The organism is Rhodococcus sp. no. 34 (assembly GCF_054589475.1).
Map to the genome: position 1 here is coordinate 599,262 of NZ_BAAILK010000047.1, position 22,429 is coordinate 621,690.

General features: G+C 63.7%; 18 protein-coding genes. 5 read left to right on the forward strand and 13 right to left on the reverse strand.

Annotated features, from left to right (window positions below; all coding sequences use genetic code 11):
* Both ACYP01_RS28450 and ACYP01_RS28455 read left to right on the forward strand, forming a co-directional pair.
* Window positions 1–1,041 (forward strand): ParB/RepB/Spo0J family partition protein, encoded by a 1,041-nt coding sequence (locus tag ACYP01_RS28450; protein ID WP_003942563.1) that lies wholly within the window; start codon window positions 1–3, stop codon window positions 1,039–1,041.
* Window positions 1,042–1,296: 255 nt separating this feature from the next.
* Window positions 1,297–1,980: a hypothetical protein gene (locus ACYP01_RS28455; RefSeq protein WP_003942495.1), complete on the forward strand. Its 684-nt coding sequence runs from the start codon at window positions 1,297–1,299 to the stop codon at window positions 1,978–1,980.
* A gap of 20 nt (window positions 1,981–2,000) precedes the next feature.
* Here ACYP01_RS28455 and ACYP01_RS28460 read toward each other — a convergent pair whose 3' ends face one another.
* The 4 genes from ACYP01_RS28460 to nox form a co-directional block, all read right to left on the reverse strand.
* Window positions 2,001–3,191: an N-acetylmuramoyl-L-alanine amidase gene (locus ACYP01_RS28460; protein ID WP_003942558.1), complete on the reverse strand. Its 1,191-nt coding sequence runs from the start codon at window positions 3,189–3,191 to the stop codon at window positions 2,001–2,003.
* Between the two features lie 128 nt (window positions 3,192–3,319).
* Complete coding sequence (trxA, locus tag ACYP01_RS28465) at window positions 3,320–3,643, reverse strand: thioredoxin (RefSeq protein ID WP_003942530.1); 324 nt, start codon at window positions 3,641–3,643, stop codon at window positions 3,320–3,322.
* Window positions 3,644–3,681: 38 nt separating this feature from the next.
* Window positions 3,682–4,689 (reverse strand): thioredoxin-disulfide reductase, encoded by a 1,008-nt coding sequence (gene trxB, locus ACYP01_RS28470; RefSeq protein ID WP_003942521.1) that lies wholly within the window; start codon window positions 4,687–4,689, stop codon window positions 3,682–3,684.
* 131 nt (window positions 4,690–4,820) lie between these two features.
* Complete coding sequence (nox, locus tag ACYP01_RS28475) at window positions 4,821–6,032, reverse strand: 4,4'-dithiodibutanoate disulfide reductase (RefSeq protein WP_459683373.1); 1,212 nt, start codon at window positions 6,030–6,032, stop codon at window positions 4,821–4,823.
* Window positions 6,033–6,130: 98 nt separating this feature from the next.
* On the opposite strand from nox, the gene ACYP01_RS28480 reads away from it, so the two are divergent.
* Window positions 6,131–6,697, forward strand: coding sequence for a helix-turn-helix domain-containing protein (locus tag ACYP01_RS28480; protein WP_042920755.1), 567 nt, complete (start codon window positions 6,131–6,133; stop codon window positions 6,695–6,697).
* Window positions 6,698–6,706: 9 nt separating this feature from the next.
* Here ACYP01_RS28480 and ACYP01_RS28485 read toward each other — a convergent pair whose 3' ends face one another.
* From ACYP01_RS28485 to ACYP01_RS28505, 5 genes are read right to left on the reverse strand one after another with little or no spacing between them, the layout of a single operon-like run.
* Window positions 6,707–7,423 (reverse strand): hypothetical protein, encoded by a 717-nt coding sequence (locus tag ACYP01_RS28485; RefSeq protein ID WP_459683376.1) that lies wholly within the window; start codon window positions 7,421–7,423, stop codon window positions 6,707–6,709.
* Window positions 7,424–7,476: 53 nt separating this feature from the next.
* Window positions 7,477–8,103, reverse strand: coding sequence for an RNA polymerase sigma factor SigM (gene sigM / locus ACYP01_RS28490; protein WP_459683378.1), 627 nt, complete (start codon window positions 8,101–8,103; stop codon window positions 7,477–7,479).
* A gap of 47 nt (window positions 8,104–8,150) precedes the next feature.
* Window positions 8,151–12,173, reverse strand: coding sequence for a murein biosynthesis integral membrane protein MurJ (locus ACYP01_RS28495; RefSeq protein ID WP_459683380.1), 4,023 nt, complete (start codon window positions 12,171–12,173; stop codon window positions 8,151–8,153).
* The gene (locus tag ACYP01_RS28500) at window positions 12,170–14,524 is read right to left on the reverse strand and encodes a DUF6049 family protein (RefSeq protein WP_459683382.1); all 2,355 of its coding nucleotides are present in this window, start codon (window positions 14,522–14,524) and stop codon (window positions 12,170–12,172) included. The genes ACYP01_RS28495 and ACYP01_RS28500 overlap by 4 nt, the downstream gene beginning before the upstream one ends.
* Complete coding sequence (locus tag ACYP01_RS28505) at window positions 14,521–15,093, reverse strand: NUDIX hydrolase (RefSeq protein WP_030537486.1); 573 nt, start codon at window positions 15,091–15,093, stop codon at window positions 14,521–14,523. The genes ACYP01_RS28500 and ACYP01_RS28505 overlap by 4 nt, the downstream gene beginning before the upstream one ends.
* Before the next feature lie 111 nt (window positions 15,094–15,204).
* Between ACYP01_RS28505 and ACYP01_RS28510 the strand changes: the two genes are divergently transcribed.
* A complete protein-coding gene (locus tag ACYP01_RS28510; RefSeq protein ID WP_003942535.1) occupies window positions 15,205–16,656 on the forward strand; it encodes a CCA tRNA nucleotidyltransferase in 1,452 nt (483 codons plus the stop codon).
* On the opposite strand, the gene ACYP01_RS28515 is transcribed toward ACYP01_RS28510, so the two are convergent.
* From ACYP01_RS28515 to ACYP01_RS28525, 3 genes are read right to left on the reverse strand one after another with little or no spacing between them, the layout of a single operon-like run.
* Window positions 16,640–17,947: an MFS transporter gene (locus ACYP01_RS28515; RefSeq protein WP_007729119.1), complete on the reverse strand. Its 1,308-nt coding sequence runs from the start codon at window positions 17,945–17,947 to the stop codon at window positions 16,640–16,642. The genes ACYP01_RS28510 and ACYP01_RS28515 overlap by 17 nt on opposite strands.
* Before the next feature lie 23 nt (window positions 17,948–17,970).
* Complete coding sequence (locus tag ACYP01_RS28520) at window positions 17,971–19,608, reverse strand: acyl-CoA dehydrogenase family protein (RefSeq protein WP_459683385.1); 1,638 nt, start codon at window positions 19,606–19,608, stop codon at window positions 17,971–17,973.
* Window positions 19,514–20,215, reverse strand: coding sequence for a TetR/AcrR family transcriptional regulator (locus tag ACYP01_RS28525; RefSeq protein WP_459683387.1), 702 nt, complete (start codon window positions 20,213–20,215; stop codon window positions 19,514–19,516). The genes ACYP01_RS28520 and ACYP01_RS28525 overlap by 95 nt, the downstream gene beginning before the upstream one ends.
* 60 nt (window positions 20,216–20,275) lie before the next feature.
* On the opposite strand from ACYP01_RS28525, the gene ACYP01_RS28530 reads away from it, so the two are divergent.
* Window positions 20,276–21,433, forward strand: coding sequence for an SMI1/KNR4 family protein (locus ACYP01_RS28530; RefSeq protein ID WP_234551185.1), 1,158 nt, complete (start codon window positions 20,276–20,278; stop codon window positions 21,431–21,433).
* Window positions 21,434–21,447: 14 nt separating this feature from the next.
* Here the strand turns inward: ACYP01_RS28530 and ACYP01_RS28535 are convergent, their stop codons facing one another.
* Complete coding sequence (locus tag ACYP01_RS28535) at window positions 21,448–22,389, reverse strand: NAD-dependent epimerase/dehydratase family protein (RefSeq protein ID WP_459683390.1); 942 nt, start codon at window positions 22,387–22,389, stop codon at window positions 21,448–21,450.
* Window positions 22,390–22,429: the final 40 nt, after the last annotated feature.

Below are 22,429 nucleotides of genomic sequence, written 5' to 3' on the forward strand. Positions count from 1 at the left end.
ATGAGTCAAGCACGCAAAGGTGGATTGGGCCGCGGCTTGGCTGCTCTCATCCCCACTGGGCCGGCCACGGCGCCGGGTCTGGGATCGGCTGCAGCGGACGTCGTAATCGGCGTCGACAAGCGCAACCCCTCCCCTCCCCCACCGACCAAAGCGGCCCCGAAAACGCCGAAAGCCACCAAGGCGTCGGCTGCGAAGGCTCCGGTAGAAGCTGAGCCGGAGACCGAACTCGAGCCGACCGGCGCGGTCTATCTCGAGATCGAACCGAGCCTGATCGAGACGAACCCGAAGCAGCCTCGCAGCGTTTTCGACGAGGAAGCACTCGCGGAGTTGGTTCACTCGATCCGCGAGTTCGGCTTGATGCAGCCGATCGTGGTCCGTCGTCACGGTGACAAGTACCAACTTGTCATGGGTGAGCGTCGCTGGCGCGCGAGCCAGGAAGCCGGGCTGGAGAAAATTCCGGCGATCATTCGTGAAACAGATGACGACTCGATGCTGCGCGACGCGCTCCTCGAGAACATCCATCGAGTGCAGTTGAACCCCCTCGAGGAGGCAGCGGCGTATCAGCAACTGCTCGAGGAGTTCGAAGTCACCCACGAAGAATTGGCCAATCGGATCGGACGTTCGCGTCCCGTCGTGACCAACATGATTCGTCTGCTGAAGCTGCCGGTGGCGGTTCAGCGTCGCGTTGCGGCCGGTGTACTTTCGGCCGGCCATGCTCGTGCACTGCTGTCCCTCGAGGCGGGTGCCGACGCTCAGGAGGTCATGGCGGCGCGCATCGTCGCGGAAGGAATGTCTGTTCGCGCGACGGAGGAAGCAGTCACTCTGGCCAACCGGGCGGATAATGAGATCGCTCCCCCACAGAAGCGCAAGCCCATCGTGATGCCGGGTCTGCAGGATGTGGCCGAGCGATTGTCGGACTCGTTCGACACTCGGGTGACAGTCAGTCTGGGCAAGCGGAAGGGAAAGATTGTGGTCGAATTCGGTTCGGTCGACGACCTACAACGCATCGTCGGAATGATGGAAGCGCAGAAATCGACGTAGTGAACTCGGATGCCCGTTTGGTGACGTAATGACGATGACCGGGCACACCACCTATTTTCGTCACTGTGACGAATTTAGGCGGTCCGACCTTCTCGAAATCTTGAACCGGGACGAAAGATGTTGAACAGCAATACATTAGAGCGATCAACTCTCGCGCCACTGCCGACTCGGTACAGCTGGCCTATCCTGGAGAAGAAAAAAGCGGCGGGCGAACATCAAAACCGCTTCGGGGACCTACGGAGAGTGAGTTAGTCAGTGTCGACTCACGTCATCACCTCTCTCACACTCGACAGCCTCGATCAGCTTTCCGCCCATGCGCGCCGATGCGTGTTCTGGGAGATGGACCCGGGCGCGCTTCATGACGCCCGAGGATTCTGTGATCAGGAATTCGAGAAGGAAGCCTGGCTGTCGATGGTCATGCTCGAGTGGGGTTCGTGCGGACAGGTCGCCGTCCGCGACGGAAAGCCGCTCGGCAGTGCGTTGTACGCCCCTCCCCGCATGATCCCGCGCGCGCAACTGTTTCCCACCAGCCCGGTCAGCTCGGACGCAGTGCTTCTCACAAGCCTTCGCCTCGAGCCCTCGGGCATAGAGGAAGAACTAGGGCCGAGCCTGCTGGCCGCTGTCGTGACAGATCTGGTTCGACGAGGAGTTCGTGCGCTCGAGGCATTCGGTATCCGTAGCGGCGACTTGGGGCCAGCTTCCGACGTGGCCAGTGCAACGGCAGCTCTGGAATGTTCACCCGCAGAATGCATGATCAGTGCCGAGTTCCTCGAGGACTACGGTTTCGAGGTCGTGGCTCCGCACCATCGTTATCCGCGCCTTCGTCTCGAACTCAATCGAGATCACGAATGGAAAGTCGACGTCGAAGAAGCCCTCGACCGTCTACTGAAGGCCGCAGCTCTCGAAATGGTGGAGATCAGCGAACTCGCCAGAGTGTGAGCAGGTGCCGACCGCAGGACCTACGAAATGCGGTCGGCTACCGAAAGTTCTTCTGCGAGAAGCTCGGCGAAGGTGAAGGTGCCGGTCGGCTGATCGTCTTGACCCAGTAGGTACAGCCGCTTGACCGAGATCAAGATGGCCTCGGCGATGGTGTCACGCATCCGCGGATTCGTCAGTACCGCAACGTCGGACGCGTTGGACAGGTAGCCGAGATCGATCTGTACCGTCGGCATGTTGGTCAGGCGCAACAACTCCCACGTTCGACCGTGAGTTCTGCAGTCCCGCAACGGAGTTCGCGCAACGATCTCGCGCTGAACGAAACCGGTCAACACCTGCCCGATCATCGAGACCGAACCGTGCGAATTTCCGAAGTGGAAGCTCGCGACGCCGTTCGCCGACGGGCTCGAGTTGCTGTCGCAGCGCAGGGAGATCATCAGATCGGCGTCGAATGCGTTGGACGTCAGCGCGCGCTCGGCCTCGCTCGGATCGGCGTTGTGCGGGCGGGAGAGGAAGGTTTCCATCCCGGTTGCTGCCATCCGCCCCTCGAGGCGCATAGCCAGATCCCACAGGATGTCGGCTTCGGAGATGCCGTTGACGATGGTGCCGGTGGACGGACCACCGAGGCCTGGATCGATGACGATGCGCTTGCCGCCCAGTTGCGGGCCCTTGCGCCGCACCAGTTCCTCTTCGCTGATCGCATGTGGGGAACCACCGGTGACGCGGGTTCCCAGAAGTTCCAGCGAACGGAGTGTCTGCGGTCCGCAGATACCGTCGGCGGCAATCCCGATTTCACGCTGGAAAGACGAGAGAGATTCGTGGGTCTGCGGGCCGAAGAAACCGTCGACCCGACCTGCGTAGAAGCCGAGGTCCTGCAATTTGGCCTGCAGAGCTGCGACGTCGTCGCCGTACAGCGGCGCAGAAAGCTGGTAAATCAACGTACGGGCGCCCAGGCGGTACGAGGCCTCGCGAAGTGACCGATAGGTGGCCGGGCCCACGATGCCGTCGACAAGTAGCCCACGCTGCTGCTGGAAGGCGCGAACGGCGCTGTCGAGTTGATGATCGAAGATGGCGTCGGGTGCAACCCAGTGGGCACCGTCGGCGCTTTCACGTCGAATACCGGAAGTTCCGTGATGGAGGTATCCCAGCTTCGTCAATGTGCCCCGAATCTCGGCGACGGCCGGGCCGTGATCGCCGTGTCGGAGTCTGTGCATGCGTGAAAGCCTCTCGGATCGGTTAACGAATTCGATCGATGTGCCTGGTCGTAGACCCGATCAGGCACATCGATCGATTATCTCAGAAATTCTGTGGATTGCGAGAATCCACGATGCTCATCCAGCCGTCAGAGAACGTCTGCGAGGTCCTTGAGCAGTGCGGCCTTGCCCTTGGCGCCGACGATCGTCTTGATCGGCTTGCCGTCCTTGAACAGGATCATCGTCGGGATCGACATGACCTGGAAATCGCGGGCGGCCGCCGGGTTGGCGTCGATGTCGAGCTTCGCGACGGTCAGCTTCTCGCTGTTCTCACCGGCGATCTCCTCGAGGACCGGGGCGACCATCTTGCACGGGCCGCACCAGGTTGCCCAGAAATCGACCAGAACGGGCTTGTCGCTGCCCAGGACGTCCTGCTTGAAGGAATCGTCGGTGATGGTGACGGTATTCGACACTGTTACTCCTCGAGGGTTGGGTACGACAGCTTGATGAATCAGGGAGCGCCGACGACGTCGACCGTATGGCCGGCAGCGTCGAGCGTGTTGGCGGTGATGTCGCCGCGGTCGGCCAGCCAGCGTTCGGCGTCGATTGCTGCGGAGCATCCGGTGCCGGCAGCGGTGATCGCCTGGCGGTACGTGTGATCGACCAGGTCACCGGCAGCGAAGACGCCGTCGACGGAGGTCGCGGTGGAACCGGGAGCGACGCGCACGTATCCGGCGTCGTCGAGATCGACCTGGCCCTTGACGAGCTCACTGCGCGGGTCATGGCCGATGGCGACGAACATGCCGGTGATCTCGAGTGTGGAGGTCTCACCCGTGACGGTGTCACGAACGACGAGCCCGGTGACGCTGTTCTCGCCGAGGACCTCGACGGGCTCCGCGTTGGTCAGGAAGCGGATCTTCTCGTTGGCCTTGGCGCGCTCGAGCATGATCCGTGAGGCGCGGAATTCCTCGCGGCGGTGCACCAGGGTGACCGAGCGAGCGAAGCGGGTCAGGAAGGTTGCCTCTTCCATCGCGGAGTCGCCGCCGCCGACCACGACGATGTCCTGGTCACGAAAGAAGAAGCCGTCGCAGGTGGCGCAGGCGCTGACGCCGCGGCCGAGGAGGCGTTCTTCACCGGGAATGCCGAGGTAACGGGCTGCCGCGCCCATGGCGAGGATGATCGCGTGCGCGGCGTACGTTTCGCCGTTCGCGACGACCGTCTTGATCGGGCCGCTGAGATCGATCTCTTCGACGTCCTCGGTGCGGATGTCGGTGTCGAAGCGAAGTGCCTGCTCACGCATCTGTTCCATCAGATCGGGGCCCATGATTCCTTCGCGGAATCCGGGGAAGTTCTCGACCTCGGTGGTGGTCATGAGGGCGCCACCGAACTGGGTTCCCTCGAAGAGCAGGGGCTGGAGCTCAGCGCGCGCGGTGTAGACACCAGCGGTGTAGCCGGCCGGTCCGGAACCGACAATGATGACGTCATGGACCGCGGGCGTGTTTTCCAGCTGGGTGGTCATGCGAGCCTTCCAATAGTGAGTGCAGACCCTCCGCTTCTTGGAGAGCCGTACCGATCAACACCAGGATAAGGGGTGTTGTTCCCGCACTCGGCTGGAAAGTGGCTCACAGCCGGCAGCTCACAGTGTGGGACTCACTGGGCGGGGCGCGCTGCCTCCCGAACCACCAGCGCGTCCCGAACCACACAGCGTGTGCCGGTGTAGATGGTGGGCATGCACTTGTTGCAGTGGATACACAACCCCTCGTCGACGCTCTTGGCTCGGAATTTGTTGACCAGTTGTGGGTCCCTGAGGAGCGCGCGCGCCATGGCGACGAATTCGAATCCTTCATCCAGTGCGTGCTCGATGGTGTCGACGCGGTTGATGCCGCCGAGCAGGATCAGTGGCATCCTCAGCGCCTGTCGGAACTGACGGGCGAAGGGCAGGAAGAAGCCCTCCTCGAACGGGTACGTCGGAAAGAGTTTGGGACCGTAGAACTTCAGCCCGTACCCGACGAGTTTGGGTTGGGAGGCGACAAACTCAGCCAGTGGGACCTCACCGCGGAAGAAGTACATTCCGTTGAGAAGTGAACTGCCACCGGTCAATTGCATCGCGTCCAGATGGCCGTCGGCTTCGAGGATCTGGGCGATCGGCAGGCTCTGGTCGAGCCACAGACCTTTCGGCACCCCATCGGACATGTTGAATTTCGCGGTGACCGCCACGCTGGATCCAGCGGCCCGTCGCACCGCTTCGACGACTCGACGCGGATACTCGGCGCGCTTGGCGACGCTGCCACCGTATCGATCGTGGCGCTTGTTCAGATTGGGGCTCATGAACGAACTGAGGAGGTAGTTGTGGCCGAGATGGACCTCGATGGCGTCGAATCCTGCGTCCACGGCGACGCGAGCGGTCCGTTCGAAGTCGGAGACGACACCGTCGAGTTCGGCGAGTGTCGCGCCCTTGACGAGGCCCATCGCGGGCGGACTCAGCCGGGTCGACGGCGCCAGAGTCTTCGTCTTGTTGGAGAGCGTGTTGGCGACCAGTCCCGCGTGGCCGATCTGCGCCGCAGCAAGTGCGCCTTCGGCGTGGACGGCGTCGGTCAGTCTGCGTAGTCCCGGCAGCGCGCGCTCGTCCATGACAAGGGTGTCGCGGTGGACTCGTCCACCTGGTGAGACGGCGCAGTAGGCGACAGTGGTCATCGCGGCCCCGCCGCGGGCCACCTCGGCGTGGAAGTTGATCAAATCGTCCGAGACCGCTCCCCGGGGCATGACGCCCTCGAACGTTGCAGCTTTGACGATGCGGTTGCGCAAGGTCAGAGGGCCGAGACGTGCGGGTTCGAATATCGACGGTGTGGGCGCTGTGGTCATTTTCAACTTCCTGCGGCGGCCTGATCTTTACGATGCCAGTGGACTCGTAACTACGACGATATAGCGCCTACTCCTAATCTGTCCGACAATTCGACACGATGAATGCCACAGGATCAGGTCGCCCACGAGACCCACGCATCGACGACACAGTCCTCGAGGTCACCCGAGCGATGCTCCTCGAGGTCGGTTGGGATCAACTCAGTCTCCGGGCGATCGCGGCACGGGCAGGAGTCAGCCGAGCCTCGATGTCGCGGCGATGGCCGTCGAAGGCACATCTTGTTCTCGGGTCGATCCTGGGGGCGACACCGGACCTGACACCGTTCGAGGGCACCGATCGCGACGGCTGGATCCGTTGGGTGGTGGAGGGAAGTGCTCAGCTCTTCTCCCGTCCCGAGGTTCGCGCCGCGTCGCCAGGATTGCTGGCGGCCCTGCGCGACCACGACGACCTGCGCAACGAATTGTGGCGCGGGTTCAGTGGACCGAGTACGCAACTGTTCCTTCAGAACGCCGAAGATCCTGAATCGGCACTGCTCGATGCCAAGGCCGTGCTGGTATTGGCGGCCGGGGCAGCGATGTTTTCGAGTCTGATAGCGGTCGAGGATGATACGGACGCATTGCGTGGGAGAATTCTCGAGCTCTTACTCCCGGCGGCATCGCCGCGCTGACCGTCGACGTCAGCCGATGTTCTTGACCGACAACGTATTCGGATTCCCGTCGCTGCAGTTGATGCCGACAGTCAGTGCAGTGATCTGACGCGGCTGCGATCCCGTGAAGAGTAGGACTATCGCCGGCGCCCCGTCGATGCGAATCTCGCCGGAACCGAGCAGAGGCCGGCCCTCGTCGATGTCGTTGGCGCGTAGGCATCCGGCAAGTTTGGATGGATCATCCAGTGGTCCAAGGTTTTTGGATCCGACGAGTGTGAGCAGGGACGCCGAATCTGGATCGTCGACAGCAGATGTCGCCGGTGTGCTCGGTTGAGCGACAACACTTTCGGCAGGTTCGGAATCTCGGGTTCCGATAACAACGATCACGAAGGCCGCCAACACGGCTGCTGCGGCACCGAGAACCCACGCTTGTGGGCGTCGCCGGAACGGCACGACGGTAGTCTGTGCTGGCGGCTCGACCTGGCTGGACTGTAGATCCAGTGCCGAATTGATTCGCTCGGCAAGCGAATTCGGAATCCGTTCGTGAGAGGCCTCGCGCGAGTTCAGTGTCGCGAGTGATGCCGTGACGCTGTCGAGAGTAGTGACAAATGCATGGGCGTCGGGGTCTGCGTGCACCAGCGGCCACAGGGCTGCACTGGTTTCGGGATCGAGAACCCCGGCGTGAAGATCCGCTAGTAGGTCTTCCGAATACGGAGGCGACGGAACACGAACAGACGGATCTGTCATGAACCCTCCCTCGGCAGTCGGTGTGGACGCTTACAAGATAGGACGCGTCCGGTTCACGAATGGTTCCCGCCTTCGCGAAAGTCTTCCAACTGGGTGGCGAGGCGCTTACGCGCGCGGGCGCAGCGACTCTTCACGGTCCCTACGGGTACTCCCAACCTCTCGGCGGCCTCGGCCACCGGATACCCCTCGACATCGACGGCGACGACGGCAGCACGCTGCTCAGGGGGCAGCGATGCCAGTGCCTGTTCGACGGTCAGGCTCATGTCCACTCCTGCCGCGTAATCGCGGTGATCGCGGGGTTCCTCCGCATTCTCGGAAGACAGAGAAAACGCGGCCCGCGATTTGTTGCGTCGGATCCGGTCGAGGCAGGCATTGACCACGATGGTGTGGAGCCAGCTGCGCACCGCCGCGTCACCGCGAAACTTCGCCGCCTTGCGGTGCGCGGACAGCAGACCCTCCTGGAGAGCGTCGGCCGCATCCTCGTCCGAGTAGCTCGTTCGCCGGGCAACGTGCCATAGATGATCCTGATGCCTGGTCAGTAGTTCACGGAACGCATGCCGATCGCCCTCGACATGAGCAGTCAACAATTCGAAATCCGTCGCCTCGAGATTCTTGTTCTCGAAACTTCTGGATTCGAATTTTCCGGCTCCGCCCCCGGTGCCCCCCCGATAACTGTGCACGGGCGGATATTAGCCCAGTCGGTAGGTTTCAGAAGGGCCAAGGGCGATCACTTTGCAGCAGTGAATGCAATCTCCGAGATGGATGTCTGGTTTTGTCCGGATTCGGTGCTGAGCTGCGTAATCCAAACCAGGACATACTGACCCGAGCCGTCCGACGTGACTGGAATGTCGGTCACGCCGTTCTTCAGGACACCCGATCCGATTTCCTTGGTCTGATCCAGCGAAGTATTCGCAGAAGGGGCAGAACGGATTTCAACGACGGTTCCCGGCGAATCAGACGTGATCGCAACGTTCTTCAGGTTGGCGGCATCGGCAAGCGTCACCATCAGGCCGACACCGTTCTTCAGCGACGGGAACGGCTGGAAGTACGAATCCGACGACCATGCGGTGGCCGGATTGCCGTCGATGGCGTTCTTCGCTGTTGCCGGCTGATCCGGCGTTCCCTGGGGCGAGAACACCGTTACGGCCGAGGAAGCTACCGGAACGGTTGCTGCCGCCGGTGCGGGCGCCGGTGAATTGTTCTCGGGCGCAGTGGCTTCGGTGGTCAGTCCGAAACTCTGCTCGCTGAGCGGGGTGTCGTTACTGCCACCCGAGAGGAAGCTCGCTACCCACACCACAAGGAGAATCAGGACGATCACGGTGAAGACACCGAGCGCCGTCAGTGCCGCGAGCATCCGCGTCGACTTCTTCTTCTCGGCCTCGATGGCTTCGGGGTCGTTCAGTGCATGACCCGACGCACCCTGTTCGCGGTGGCCGAGACGAAGTGCCGGAATCATTTCCGTCTTGTCGTTGACGACGGACGCCTGATCGAGGATGTGCTGCACGGTGGCAGCAGTGCGGATTCCACTCTCCGACTGCAACGCTCGAACCGCAACGGCCGAGATGTCGAACGGAACCTCCGGACGGACGACCCGAGGCTCGACGATGTTCCCGTCGGCGCCGCGGCCGGCGGGAAGCAAACCACCGACGGGACCGGCGGACGGTTCGGCCAGCGGCCAGCGAGCCGTGATGAGCGAGTACAGCATGGCGCCGAGACCGCGGACGTCGCTGGTGGAATCGGCGTCGGCAAGCGTCGCCGGGAACGCCAGTACGGCGTCACCGTTGATGCTGATGCGAACGCGGTCCGGGTGATCGATGGACAGCGCACCGCCGGTGCGGTGAGCAGCTTCGGCAGCCGCCGCGAGGGCGCGGATGGCGCGGGCTGCACCGATCGGCGACGGCGTCGTCTCGGCCATCTCACGCAGCGAGCGGCCGGGAGTCCATTCGGCGACGACGATGCCGCCCGAGCTTCCGCGGACGACGTCGAGGACGCGAGCCAGACCGGGCGAGTTGATTCGTCCCAGGCGCAGAGTGCGTGAGAGAACTGCCTGCGGTCCGGACTGGCTGTCGTCGTCACCGCGCTGATCGGCGTCGACGAACGTCAGGGCTACTTCACGGTCGAGCTTGACGTCGAGAGCTTCCCAGAACTGCAGTCCGCGGGTTCCGCCGTGCGGCGCGAGCAGACGGTAGCGTCCGCCGGCGACAGATGCGCCCGGGATGAGCTTCGGTCCACGTGGCATCGGTCGCTGGGCCGGTCGTGATGCGGATCCGGCGGAAGGTGTGCGAGGTGCAGCGGGCGGTGGTGTCTGAGCGGCAGCCGTCTTCTGAGATTCGGGTGCCTTCTTGTCCGGAGCAGGCGTCTTCGGCGCGGGTGTCTTCGAGACAGGCACTGAAGGTGTCTTCGACACGGGCGCCGAAGGTGTCTTGGACACACTGACCGGAGGTACCGGCGGAGCGGCCTTCTGCACCGGCGGCTGCGGCTTTTGACCCTGCGGGCTTTGGCCCTGCTGCGGTCGCTGTGCGGGCTGCTGTGGCTTCTGACCCTGCTGTGGCTTCTGGCCGGCAGATGCGGAGGAACTCGTGGATGCAGGTGTGCCCGACGATGCCGTTGACTTCTGTTCGGACGCTTTCACGGCAGAAGTCCCGGCACTCTTGTTGCCGGAAACGTTGTCGTCGCTCACCCTCGCTCCTTCTCCATCGATAGCCCGTCCCCGAATACGCGCGGGTTGCGATCCTGTACGCCCATGACCAGGGTACGGGAGCGCACCCGGTCGTTCTTGCTCGTTTGATTCCGTTCTGATTGCAGGAATCAGCTCGGTGACGTCGTCGTCGGTGTTGTTACGTGTGTCCGGTTCGGCGCGACCTGTCAGTGAACGAATCTTGCGGGAGACCGCAACCGTTACCGACAGAACCTCCGGAACCTTCTTGAAGTAGAGAATCGTGAAGGTGATCGCGAGCATCAGGATGCCGCCGACGGCGACGCGAACCATCGAGCCGGGTCCGCCGAAACGCTCGGTGAGTTGATCGAATCCGAGGACGCGGTCGACCGCGAGCATGGTCAGCGAACCGGCCAGCGAGGCGAGTACGACGGACCAGACTGTCTTGCCCACGTTGGCCATCTGCAGGTTTCCGAGGCTGCGGTGCAGGAGGTACCCGCCGATGACGGCGCCGGTGATGTATCCGAGACCGTTGGCCGCACCGAGCAGGATCACGACCTGATCGCTGTTGGACGCGAAGACCGGAGCGAGCGCCGAGAAAGCGATTTTCACTGCAGTGATGCCGAGAACGATCCACGTCGGCGTCCAGGCTTGTTCGCGGGCGTAGAACACTCGAAGTTGGATCAGGACCAGTGCGTACGGAATCAACGTGAATGCCGACCAGCTCACAGCGGTGCCGAGTCGTTCGGCCTGTTCGGGTCCGAAGCGGCCGTAACCGTAGAGCGCTTCACCGACCTGCGGACCCATGAAGGTCAGGAACATGATGATCGGAACCAGCGTGATCATGGTCAGACGCGTTGCGACCGAAAGATCGTCCACGACGGCCGGGGTGTCGTCGGCAGCAGCGTTGCGGCTCAGGCGCGGCATGATCGCCGTCAGAACCGTCACTCCGAGCACGCCGTACGGGAGCTGCAGGAGCAACCAGGCCTGGCTGTAGATGGCAGGGCCGGCTTCGTCGGCGTGGGAGGAGATCTTGGTCGCGAAGATCATGCCCATCTGGCTGATCAGGACGTACAAGACGATGGCGACGGCCATGCCGCCGAACTGGCGCAGGCGGTCGTCGAGACCCCACAGCGGTTTGAGCGAGATCTTCTCGCGGCGAAGCGCGGGGATCAGGCTGGCTGCCTGCACGATGACGCCGATGGTGATGCCGATGCCGAGGGTGAGCAGCTTTGCATCGCCCATCGAGACCGGATCAAGCGAGATCTCACCCGGAGTCAGGCGATAGACCACGAGCACCACGAGGACGACGACATTGTTGAGTACGGGAGCCCAGGCTCCGGGCTTGAAGATCTGTCTGGTGTTCAGAAACGCTGTGAACAGCGCCGACAGCCCGTAGAACAGGATCGCCGGCAGAAGCAGATAAGACAGCGCCGTGGTCAGGTCGGTGCTGACCTTGCCGTCTTCGGACAGGAAGACGTATTTGGTGAGTACGGGTGCTGCCAGGGTCGCGAGCAGCGCGGCCATGCCGAGTAGAACGAGCGACGCCGTGAAGAGGCGTCGGACAAACGCTTCGCCGTGATCGGCGTCCTCCCGCTCGGCGCGAACCAACACGGGGACGACGATGGCGGTCAGCACGGCGCCCAGAACCAGTTCCGCGATCATGTTCGGAATCTGGCTGGCCACGGTGAATGAACTGGCGATGGCCGGGCCGAGGACCATCAGGATCATCAACTGCTTGGCGAATCCCGTGATACGGCTCGTCAGCGTCGCGATCGCGATGGAACCCGTTGCCGCGAGGAGTCGAGAGTTCGTCTCCTTGCGTTCCCCGACCTGGACATGGGCGTCGGTGTCGAACTCGTCCGACGTGGTCGTCGCCCGGTCGGCAAACTCCATCTCGGCTTCGCGGTACCGGGGGTAGTCGCGGATCACCGGGATGGTCATGGTGGGTGCGTCGTCGAAACGTGCGTCCGGGTTGACCGGCTGGATCGGGTAACCGCGCTCCCACGGTGGCATCCGAGGATGCGAGCGGGTCGTGGCACTCTTGCGGGTGATCGCCGAGCGGCGACCCTCCTCGGGTGGATTCCCGGTCATGAGCGTTCGTACCCTTCATCTGCTGGGTCCGGCTGACCCTTGAATCGATGCCACAGCCGTCGCCCTGCCAGGAACAGCAGCAACCCTCCCGCTGTCGCCGTCACGGCGGCCAGGGGACGACCGTACGCATTCGACCGTACGGTCACGCTGGTCGGCGTACCCAATTGGCGGCCATCTGTCGTGGTCAGCGAGAAGTTGACTTCCAGCTTGCGAGAATCGTTCATTTCCGCGGGCACAGTCAACTGTCGGCTACCTCGCGGCGGAAGCTGTTTGGGACCGATGTCACTGATCTGCATCTCGGGTGGGGCTTCCACACGCAGGTCGACGTTGATGGCGATGGGCAGCTCGTTGCGCGCCACCAGCAGGAGCGGACTCTGCCCCGACGCGAGGGTGTAGACGCCGCCCGGAGACACCACACTGACGGCCCGGTACATCCCGTCGACGGCTTCGGTGACGTTGTCGGCGCGGATGGTCGCGGCCCGCTCCGCCCGATTGACCGACGCGGAGTCGACGTTGCGGCGATCGGCCAAGGTCATCGAACGGAGCAGATCTTCGCGGAGTGGCGCCGTGAATCCCCGGGGGGTGAGCGAAGCCGCCGGATCGTCCACGAGCGAAGCTTCGAGCCCGTCGATACGCGGAAGTTGGGTGGTTGCGGTCTCGACGACGGACGTTTGCGGACCGTCCTGGGTAGCCCGGTCCGGGTAGTCGAGAGTGGCGGCGTCCGTCGCGCCCGGTTGCCTGCCGAGCAGTGCCGGCAGGGCCTGAGGTGAGGCGAGCCCGGACCGGATGAGGGTCGCGAGCATCGAGAGCACCGCCGTGGCGTCGTTGCTGTCCGCGGTCCACAGTTGCGGCGGCGCGAAGATCTGATTGCGCGGCAGAGAAGTCGGCGTCAGCGCGGCCCACGCCATCGCTCCCAGCGCGTCCTGGCGCCGGGCGCTGCGCGATTCGATGTCGATGGTCGGCGCGGTGTCGTCGGGGATGTACGACGGGACCTGCGGCTCCGAGCCGGTGGCGGCCAAGGCTGCGGCTGCCGAGGTGTCGAACGCAAGCGCGTCGAGTGAGCCGGTTATCCGCGACGACAGTTGCGGGGCTGCCGAGTCGACGGAGGTGTCAGCCACCATCGCTGTGGTGGGATTCACGCTCAGCACCTCTGCGGTGGCCGAGTCGAGGACACCCGAATCCGGCCAGACGAAATCTCGCAGTGAGGTCACACCGAGGATGTTGTCGACGATGTCCGCCGGCCGTGTGAGCGCGGTAGCCGTCAACTCCGGATTGGCCACCGAGGTGACCGCGGCGAGATCGGACTGCGCGAACGGAACCGCCGTCGTGCACATCGAGGACGCGAGCGTCTTCACCCGGCCGAGCCACTGGTTGGCGGCGTCGCTGCCGCGGCCTTCGTGCGACGGCCCGGTGGGGTCGGACGAGTTGTCGGCCACGAGGTATCCGCGAGTCATGTTCTCGACGGTGATCAGAAGGTCGGGGTCGATTGCCAGGCAGAGCGCATCCGTGACGCGGCGATCGGAATCGCTCTCGGGCTTGGTGGCGTTCTCCACCGCATCGACCAACGCGTCCAGACGGCCGCCGTCGGAAAGTTCGGTGGCAAGTTCGTCGTCGATCAGGCGTACGGGCTCGTTGACCGCGCCGGGGATTCCGCCGACGAGTCGTGGCGCGTCGGCCAGCGGCCACATGAGCGTGACGCCGATCGGGGCGGACGTGTCGGGGGGAACGACCGCCGTGGCGGACGAACTGGGGGTTCCGGCTGTGGCGTTCGATTCGGCTGCGGCCGGCACACCGAGGACGGGGAGCAGGAAGCGTGCGTCGTCGAGTCGGGCGGCACCGCCGTACTCCGGGGTGCCGTTCACGTTGACGAGCATCGGGTAGACGCCCGGTTCGGTGATGTCGAGAGACAACCCGGTAGTGCTCCGGAGCGGCAGGGTGAGCGTGAACTGCTTGGACTGGCCGGTGTCGAGGGTGGTGGCAACGGTGTCGAATTCGCCGACCGTGTCGAAAACGGCCTGGTCGAAATCGAGTGCTGCGCGCACGTCCGAACTGGAGTCGATCGCGGGAGCGCGTTGCAGCCTCACTCCGACGTCCTCGACGGGACGGTCACCGACGTTCTTCACCGTGCCCTTGACCACGACGTTGCGGTCGCTGGTGGTCGTCACCGTGGTCGGTGCGGTGGAGTCGATGGTCAGCTGCAGAAATTTGGCATCGTTGGTGTTTCGCGCCGGGGCGCGCTCACTGGGCTGGCTGGACGGCGCTGCCCATGCGACGGCCGTCGTTGCAGGCCCGAAACCGACAGCGGCCATCACCAGAGCGGCCACACCGGCCCGCCGCAGTGCCATTCTCATCCGGCGTCCGGTTCCTTCGGGCGCTGTTCTTGCCGTATTTCCGTTCGCGGCATCTCGGCGATCATCTGGGACGCGAGTTCTGCGAGTTTGCGCTCGTCGGCGTATGCGAGGCGCGAGTGCAATTCCGTCAGCGGCACCCAGGCGACTTCGGTGACCTCGATGTCCTCGTCGGAGAGTTCACCGCCGAGAAAGCGGAGGAGGTAGTGGTGCACGGTCTTGTGGACGCGTCGACCTTCGGTCACGAACCAGTAGTCGATGCTGCCCAGCGGTGCCAGGACGGTTCCCTGGATACCGGTTTCTTCTTCGACCTCACGCATCGCGGTCTGCTCAGCGGTCTCACCTTGTTCGATATGGCCCTTCGGTAGCGACCAGAGCAGGCGTCCGCGGCGGTCGGTTCGGCCGATCAGTGCAGCGCAGAGACGTTCCGGGGGTCCGCCCCAGCCGTCGACGACCAAGCCGCCCGCAGAAGTTTCACGGACGGTTCGCATCAAAGGTTTATCGGGGTTGCCGACGGCAGGTCGACGCCGCGGGTTGCGGCGACTCCTGTTTGTTCGTTCGGCACCAGACACCTCATCGATACTAGTTGGCGTTGCAGCGTTGCCCGGTAACCCGCGCAAAGCGGTCTATCGCGTTCGTATGCGCGTTCTGCTATTTGCGCACCTTAAGTAAGCTCCTTTCACGTGACTGTCCCTACCTCCGACGCTGATCGCCGCCTACGACTGCTTGCCGACGCCACTGCAACGCTCGGCACGTTGTCCGACGTGTTGAACCCGCTCGGTGAGCGTTTTGCTGCGGCCGGTCACGAGCTGTTCCTGGTGGGTGGCAGTGTTCGCGACGCGATCCTCGGCCGCTTCAGTGGCGATCTGGACTTCACGACGGACGCCAGGCCGGAGAAGGTTCAGGCTCTGCTCAAGGGCTGGGTGGACAAGCAGTGGGACACGGGCATCGAGTTCGGGACCATCAGCGCCATCAAGCACGGCCAGGAGATCGAGATCACGACCTTCCGGGCCGACGCTTACGATCGCGTCTCTCGTAATCCGATAGTCGAGTACGGCACGACGTTGGCCGACGATCTGGTGCGCCGCGATTTCACCGTCAACGCGATGGCGATGAAGATCGGCGCGGACGGTTCCTACACGTTTGTCGATCCGCTGAACGGCATGGACGCGCTGTTGGCCGGAGAGCTCGATACGCCGTCGGCGCCGGAAAACTCGTTCAACGACGATCCGCTGCGGATGCTGCGTGCTGCCCGGTTCGTCTCGCAGCTTGGTTTCACGTTGAACAATCGTGTTTTCGAGGCCATCAAGGAGATGGCGTCGCAGATCGAGCGAATCACCGCCGAGCGTGTGCAGGTGGAGCTGAACAAACTGATGCTGGGCATGTACCCGGTGGACGGCATCAACATGATGGTCGACTCCGGACTGGCTGCATACGTGCTGCCCGAGGTTCCGCAGATGAAGCTCGAGATCGACGAGCATCACCAGCACAAGGACGTCTACCAGCACTCCCTCACGGTGCTCCAGCAGGCGATCGATCTCGAAGAAGGCGATCCGGACCTCGTATTGCGTTGGGCAGCACTGCTTCACGACATCGGAAAGCCGGATACCAAGCGTAACGAGCCTGGCGGTGGGGTCAGCTTCCACCACCACGAGGTGGTCGGCGCCAAGCTGGTGCGCAAGCGCATGCGGGCACTGAAGTTCTCGAAGCAGATGGTCGACGACGTCTCACAGCTCGTGTTCCTGCACTTGCGTTTTCACGGCTACGGCAAGGGACAGTGGACCGACTCGGCGGTGCGGCGGTACGTCACCGACGCGGGCGAGCTGCTCCCCCGCTTGCACAAGCTCGTGCGGGCCGACTGCACCACACGCAACAAGCGTCGCGCCGCGCAGCTGCAGGCCACGTACGACGACATCGAAGAGCGGATCGCGCGCATCGCCGAGCAGGAAGACCTTGCTCGCGTGCGTCCGGACCTCGACGGCAACGCCATCATGGAACTGCTCAACATCCCGGCCGGCCCGCAGGTGGGCAAGGCATGGACGTTCCTCAAGGAATTACGTCTGGATCGCGGCCCGCTCGAGCGTGACGAGGCCGAGGCCGAACTGCTGAAGTGGTGGGCTACCCAGCAGGGCTAGTTTCTCGTTTCTTGCGGTTGATCAGCACCGCTGACAATCCGGCGGCATAGACACCCGCACCGGCAACGGCCAGGCCGACGCTCTTGCCATCGGGTGCGATCACCGTCGACGCTGCCGCGATCGCACCGATGAACGCGACGTTGAACACGGTGTCCTGCAGGGCGAATACCTGACCACGACGGTCGTCGTCGATGTCGATCTGCATGGCCGCGTCGCCGCTGAGTTTCACGGACTGGCCGGCGATGCCGAGCAGGAAAGCGGCAATCAGCAGCGACCCCTGAGTCAGCGTGGTCACGAAGACGAGCTGGACGAGAACCGCGCACACCAGGGCGTAGGTGATCGTCCGTGAGCGACCGATCCGCGGGATGAGGAACGGTGTGATCAATGCCGCGATCAGCATTCCGATTGCCGTGGCGCCGACGGCGACACCGAATCCGGCCATCCCTCCGGGTAATTGGGAGCCGTTCGAGGTGTCGCGTAGGACCAGCACCATGATGAGGGTGTTGATGCCGAAGCAGATGCGGTGCGCTCCGATTCCGATCATCGCCGTGGTGACGCCGGGCGCCTCCCAGACAGCGGTTGCCCCGGTGCGCAGTCCGGCCGTCACCGAACGGACGGCACTGGCGCGGACCACTTCGTCGGCGACCGGACCAAGTGAGCGGGCCGTGAACCTGGCCGCGGCGAGGGCCGCGATCACCGATCCCAGTGCTGCGATGGCCACGGCGGCGCCTGACGCTCGATCCCCCGCGCCGATCATGCCGATGATCGCCACCGCTGCCGAAGCACCAAGAGCGGCTACCACCGAACCAGCCGTTGTGAGAACGGAATTGGTTGCCACCAGCCACGATTGTCGGACGACCTTCGGCAGGGCTGCGGATACGCCTGCCCCGACGAAGCGACTGACTCCGATTGCAGCAAGCGCACAGGTCAACAACAGAGTGTCACCGCCGCCGGCGACCAGCAGCACCGCAGTGGTCAGGATGAAGAGCCCGCGGAGCACGCTCGCCCACAGGAGCACCAGGCGGCGGTCCCAACGATCCAGCAGAGCGCCGGCAAAGGGGCCGATCACCGAATAAGGAAGGAGCAGTACGGCAAAGCCGGCCGCTATCGCCACCGGATCGGTTTCGCGTTCCGGGTTGAAGAGGATTGCGCCGCCGAGCGCGGCCTGGAACATTCCGTCGCCGAACTGGCTGGAAAAGCGGACGAGCGCCAGCCTTCCGAGGCCGGGTGATTCACGCAGGGTGTGCAGTACGCGCTGCCAGGCCTCGCGGCGGTTCGAGGCTCGGTTCATAAGCGGAAACTGTAGTGGGTGGGTCAGGCGCCGATCTTGACGGTGGCCCGCTCGAGGATCGGCGCGACGTCGACACCCCTCGGCAGCGTTCCGAACACACTCCCCCAGCTGTTTCCGAGCCGACTCGCGCAGAACGCGTCGGCCACCGCGGGGTGCCCGTAGCGGAGCAACAGCGAGGCCTGCAGAGCGAGCGCCATGTCGCCGACGATCTTTCGTGCCCGGTATTCGATGTCGTCGAAATCGCCGAATGCCACCTGGAGATCCCGCACGGCCTGATCGAAGTGGCCGTCCACTCCACTGGCTCGTTTCAGCTCGTCGAAGAACACCTGCAGTGTTTCGGGTTGCTTGGCCATCGCCCGCAGTGTGTCGAGCGCCGCGACGTTGCCGGAACCCTCCCACACCGAAAGCAGCGGAGCCTCGCGATAGAGGCGCGGCATCCGGGATTCCTCCACGTATCCGTTTCCGCCCAGACACTCGAGTGCCTCGGCAGCGTGGATCGGTCCGCGCTTGCAGACGAAGTACTTACTCACGGCCAACGAAATGCGTCGTAGTGCGCTGGCGTGGGCATCGCCTGCGGTTGCGCGGTCGGTCAGAGCGGCCAGCCACATCGCGACGGTGGTCGACGCTTCCGATTCCACCGCCAGATCTGCCAGAACGTTTCGCATCAAGGGTTGGTCGATCAGGTTGGCGCCGAAAGCACTTCGATGCGTCGCGTGGTGAACTGCCTGCATGGTGCCGACGCGCATGCCGGTGGCCGTGCCGATCGTGCAGTCCAACCGGGTCATGTTGACCATCTCGATGATGGTGCGCACGCCCCGGCCTTCTTCGCCGACCATCCACGCGAGAGCGTCGCGGTACTCGACCTCACTACTCGCGTTGGAATGATTGCCCAACTTGTCCTTCAGACGCTGCAGGTACATGTTGTTGAGCGAGCCGTCCGGCAGGACCCGAGGCAGGAAGAAGCACGACAGACCACCCGGTGCCTGGGCGAGGACGAGGAACACGTCCGACATCGGCGCGGAGGTGAACCACTTGTGGCCCGTCAGCAGGTAGCTGCCGTCGGATTGTGGCACTGCCCTTGTGGTTCCGGCACGAACATCCGAACCGCCCTGTTTTTCTGTCATCGACATACCGGCGATCAATCCGGGTTTGGTGAGGGGAGCTTTCAGCGCCGAATCGTAGTGCCGCGTGGTCAGGAGGGGTTCGTACTGCGCGGCCAGATCCGCGTTGTGCCGCAGCGCGGGGATCACGGCGTACGTCATGGAGATGGGACAGCCGTGACCGGCGTCGGTTTGACCCCACACGGCCATCTTCGCGGCGCGGACGAGGTGTGCGTGTGGATTCGGGTCAACCCACGGAGCGCCGTGCAGTCCCAATTCCACTGCGGTGCTCATGAGTTGGTGATAGGCGGGGTCGTAGCGGACCTCGTCGATACGGTTGCCGTAGCGGTCGTGGGTTCTCAGGACGGGTGGGTGCTCCTCGGCCAGATCGCCCCACTCCTGGGCCTGCGCGCTTCCGGCGCGGATCCCTACTCGATGAACCTCTTCGAGTGCATCCGATGCGCCTTCACGGTGGAGTGCCTCGAGGATCGGCGCGTATTCGGCTGCGTCGTAATCGATCAGGGGAGGAACCTGATTGGTGACTCCATGCGTGGGTGTCATCGAAGCTCCCTAACGATCGAAGGGTGAAGGCGAGAATGGCGTCGATCGCAGCGGGATCGGTGGTGCCGCCGCGCAGTGGAAGGATCAGGGCCTCGCCGATTGCCCCGACGATGCACGCTGCCGTCAGAGTGGCGTCCTGTGGCGGTATCTCACCGGATTCGACTGCTGAGCGAATTGCGGTGGCCAGGCAATCGCGGAACGATTCGCGAAACATCAACCGCTGTTCGTCGACGAGAGGATCTACCGGTTCCACCAGCAGTGCATAGGCGAGAACCGGTGCGCGCATGGCACGTTCGGCGAAGGTCCGAACCGACGCTGATACAGCGGAGCGGTGGTTGCCTTCCAGATGTCGGGCGCTGTCTCCGGCGTCCCGAGCTGCGGATACCTCACGGCTGCAGACTGATTGGAACACTTCGGCGAACAATTCGCCCTTGCCGTCGAAATGTCGATACAGCGTCCCGGTGCCGACGCCGGCGTTCTTGGCCACCGCGGCGATGGAACATCCCGCATAGCCGTGGGTTGCCACTGCCGTCGTGGCGGCCTCGAGCAGTCGGGCGCGTTGGGCGTCCAATCTTTCCTGTACTGCCGGAGTGCGGCGATAGGCCATGTGAAGAAGTGAACACCCGTTCCGTTCTTGCGTCAAGGCTGACTGCTGGAGAATGACGACATGGCTACCACGGCGAAAGTCGATTTCGAAGTTCCGGTTCTGGTTCTCGGTCCGCGACCTCGTGAACCGTATGTCCACACTTACGGCAAGGTCATCGGTTTGAGTCCCGTTGTCGCTCGCTTGGCGTTGAGTTCGACCGCCGGCCCGGTCCGGATCACCGTCGACACGCTGGATGTGGACCCGGGAATTCCCGCTCTCGATGATTGGGAGACCATCGAAGAAGGCACGCTCGAGAGCGTTGTCGCTGGTCTACCACCACTTCGATTGACAGGCGAACGGGTCCACGAGTTCGGATTCCTCGAGCGCCTACCGATTGGCCTCTACCGCATCCGAGCCTCGGTGCGCGGCAGGGACTTTGATCAAGCCGACCCTGAAGCTTTCATCCAGATCTGGCCCGTCGCGGAATTCGAGCCGATTCATCTCTTCAAGTCAGGCGACAAGGTCGAAGTACGGGACGTCTACAGCGATGACAGGCACCTCACGATCCCCCCACGGCCAGGAGGCGTGCAAAAGAAAGCGACTGAGGGTATCCACGCTCACAGCGTGACCGAACCAACATCAGTGCGCCGGCAATGGGAACGGATCGCCGCCTGGTTTTCCGAAAACGGATTTCCGCAAGCACTGGATGCGTTCGCGCCCGGAGCCGCGCAATCGGAAATCGACCGGGTCGAGGCACTGAGCGGAATCGCATGGCCAACCGAATTGAAAGACCTCTACTCGGTCCAGAACGGCTTCGCCCCCGGCGCCTGGATGCAGTTCCTTCCCCAACACGACATGCTCAATCTGGACGAGCTGTTGGCCAATCACCGCAGAGCCCCGGCAGCGTACGAGCTGCGAGATGTCCCGGAGAGTGTTCCCTCATTGTCGGACCGTGCTCAACCGGCAGGAACCCCGATCGGAAAGTTTCTTCCGGACTACACGACCTTCGCCTGCCGCGACGGATACGAATTATTCTGCGACACAAGGCAAGGGGAGCTGTCAGGCTGTGTGACCGAGTATGCCCGTGAGAACGCGGACGCCGCCGGACCTCAGTGGACTTCGATCAGCGCGATGCTCGCCGATCTCGTAGATTCCCTGGAAACGGGTCGGCCTTTCGGTGGTGGCTGGGTAGCGGGACTCGGTGACGGCGGACTTTCCTGGCGGTACGCACCTGCGTAGCGTGTGCAGCCACTTCACGCGGCAGCGGCGCGAGACTGTTCCTCGCGCCACCACGCGACGGTCTCTTCGGCGGCCTGATCGAGCGGCGTCGGCGAGAGTCCGAGCAGCACTTCGCTGGCGCCCGAGTCCATGACGAACGGCTTGGTGAACTGGTAGTTCATCTCCGCGAGTTCGCGGCTGTCGGTGTTGATCTTGCCGACGGCGTCGAGCACCCAGGCGGGGAGTACACCCACCTTGGCGGGGGATGCCCCGGCGGCGCGGGCGAAGGCCTCGGCGATCTTGCGCTGAGTGAGCGCGGGGCCGGTGGGTGCGTGGAGGACGGAGTTCCAAAGTTCGGGGTTGTGTGCCGCCGCGATCATCGCTGCTGCGAGATCGGGGATGTAGGTGAAGGAGTGCGGCTGATCTGCGGAACCGATGACACGAATCTTCTTACCTGCCATGACTTTCGGAACCATGCGCTCGCCGGCGTGGGCAGTGCGGACGCGGGGACCGAAGAAGTCCGAGGCCACGACGCTGACGGTGGGTGTTGCAGAGGCCTCGCGAGCACGCAGCAGCGCGGTGCGCACTCCGCGCTTGCCGCCGGTGGCGTTGCGTGGATCGGATTCGGTCATCAGGGTGTCGGAGTTGTAGGCGTAGAGGCTTTCGGGGAAGACCACGACGGCTCCGATGGATGCGGCTGCGTCGAGCACAACCTTCTCGGCCGCCGGGAGTTCCCGCTCCCAATCGGCTGCGTTGTAGGCGGCGTGGATGCAGTGGTAGATGGCCGTGGCGCCCTCGCTGACCGAGCGCAGGGCCTCGGCATCCGAGACGTCGACGCGTCGGCGGTCGATCAGCGGGTGCTCGGGCCCGCTGCCGGACCTGGTCAGGATGCGGACGTTGATTCCCTGCTCGGCGAGCTGTAGTGCGACGGCGGATCCGACGGGTCCTGCTCCGGTGACGATTTCGAGGTTCGACATGGTGTGCTCCTTCTTGTTTCGAGTGAACTGAGAGCACTGC

Coding starts and splice junctions, on each gene's coding strand:
- ACYP01_RS28450 (WP_003942563.1), top strand. CDS start 1: ATGAGTCAAGCACGCAAAGGTGGATTGGGCCGCGGCTTGGCTGCTCTC.
- ACYP01_RS28460 (WP_003942558.1), bottom strand. CDS start 3,191: ATGCACAGACTCCGACACGGCGATCACGGCCCGGCCGTCGCCGAGATT.
- trxB (WP_003942521.1), bottom strand. CDS start 4,689: ATGACCACCCAGCTGGAAAACACGCCCGCGGTCCATGACGTCATCATT.
- nox (WP_459683373.1), bottom strand. CDS start 6,032: ATGACCACAGCGCCCACACCGTCGATATTCGAACCCGCACGTCTCGGC.
- ACYP01_RS28480 (WP_042920755.1), top strand. CDS start 6,131: ATGAATGCCACAGGATCAGGTCGCCCACGAGACCCACGCATCGACGAC.
- ACYP01_RS28485 (WP_459683376.1), bottom strand. CDS start 7,423: ATGACAGATCCGTCTGTTCGTGTTCCGTCGCCTCCGTATTCGGAAGAC.
- ACYP01_RS28495 (WP_459683380.1), bottom strand. CDS start 12,173: ATGACCGGGAATCCACCCGAGGAGGGTCGCCGCTCGGCGATCACCCGC.
- ACYP01_RS28500 (WP_459683382.1), bottom strand. CDS start 14,524: ATGAGAATGGCACTGCGGCGGGCCGGTGTGGCCGCTCTGGTGATGGCC.
- ACYP01_RS28515 (WP_007729119.1), bottom strand. CDS start 17,947: ATGAACCGAGCCTCGAACCGCCGCGAGGCCTGGCAGCGCGTACTGCAC.
- ACYP01_RS28520 (WP_459683385.1), bottom strand. CDS start 19,608: ATGACACCCACGCATGGAGTCACCAATCAGGTTCCTCCCCTGATCGAT.
- ACYP01_RS28525 (WP_459683387.1), bottom strand. CDS start 20,215: ATGGCCTATCGCCGCACTCCGGCAGTACAGGAAAGATTGGACGCCCAA.
- ACYP01_RS28530 (WP_234551185.1), top strand. CDS start 20,276: ATGGCTACCACGGCGAAAGTCGATTTCGAAGTTCCGGTTCTGGTTCTC.
- ACYP01_RS28535 (WP_459683390.1), bottom strand. CDS start 22,389: ATGTCGAACCTCGAAATCGTCACCGGAGCAGGACCCGTCGGATCCGCC.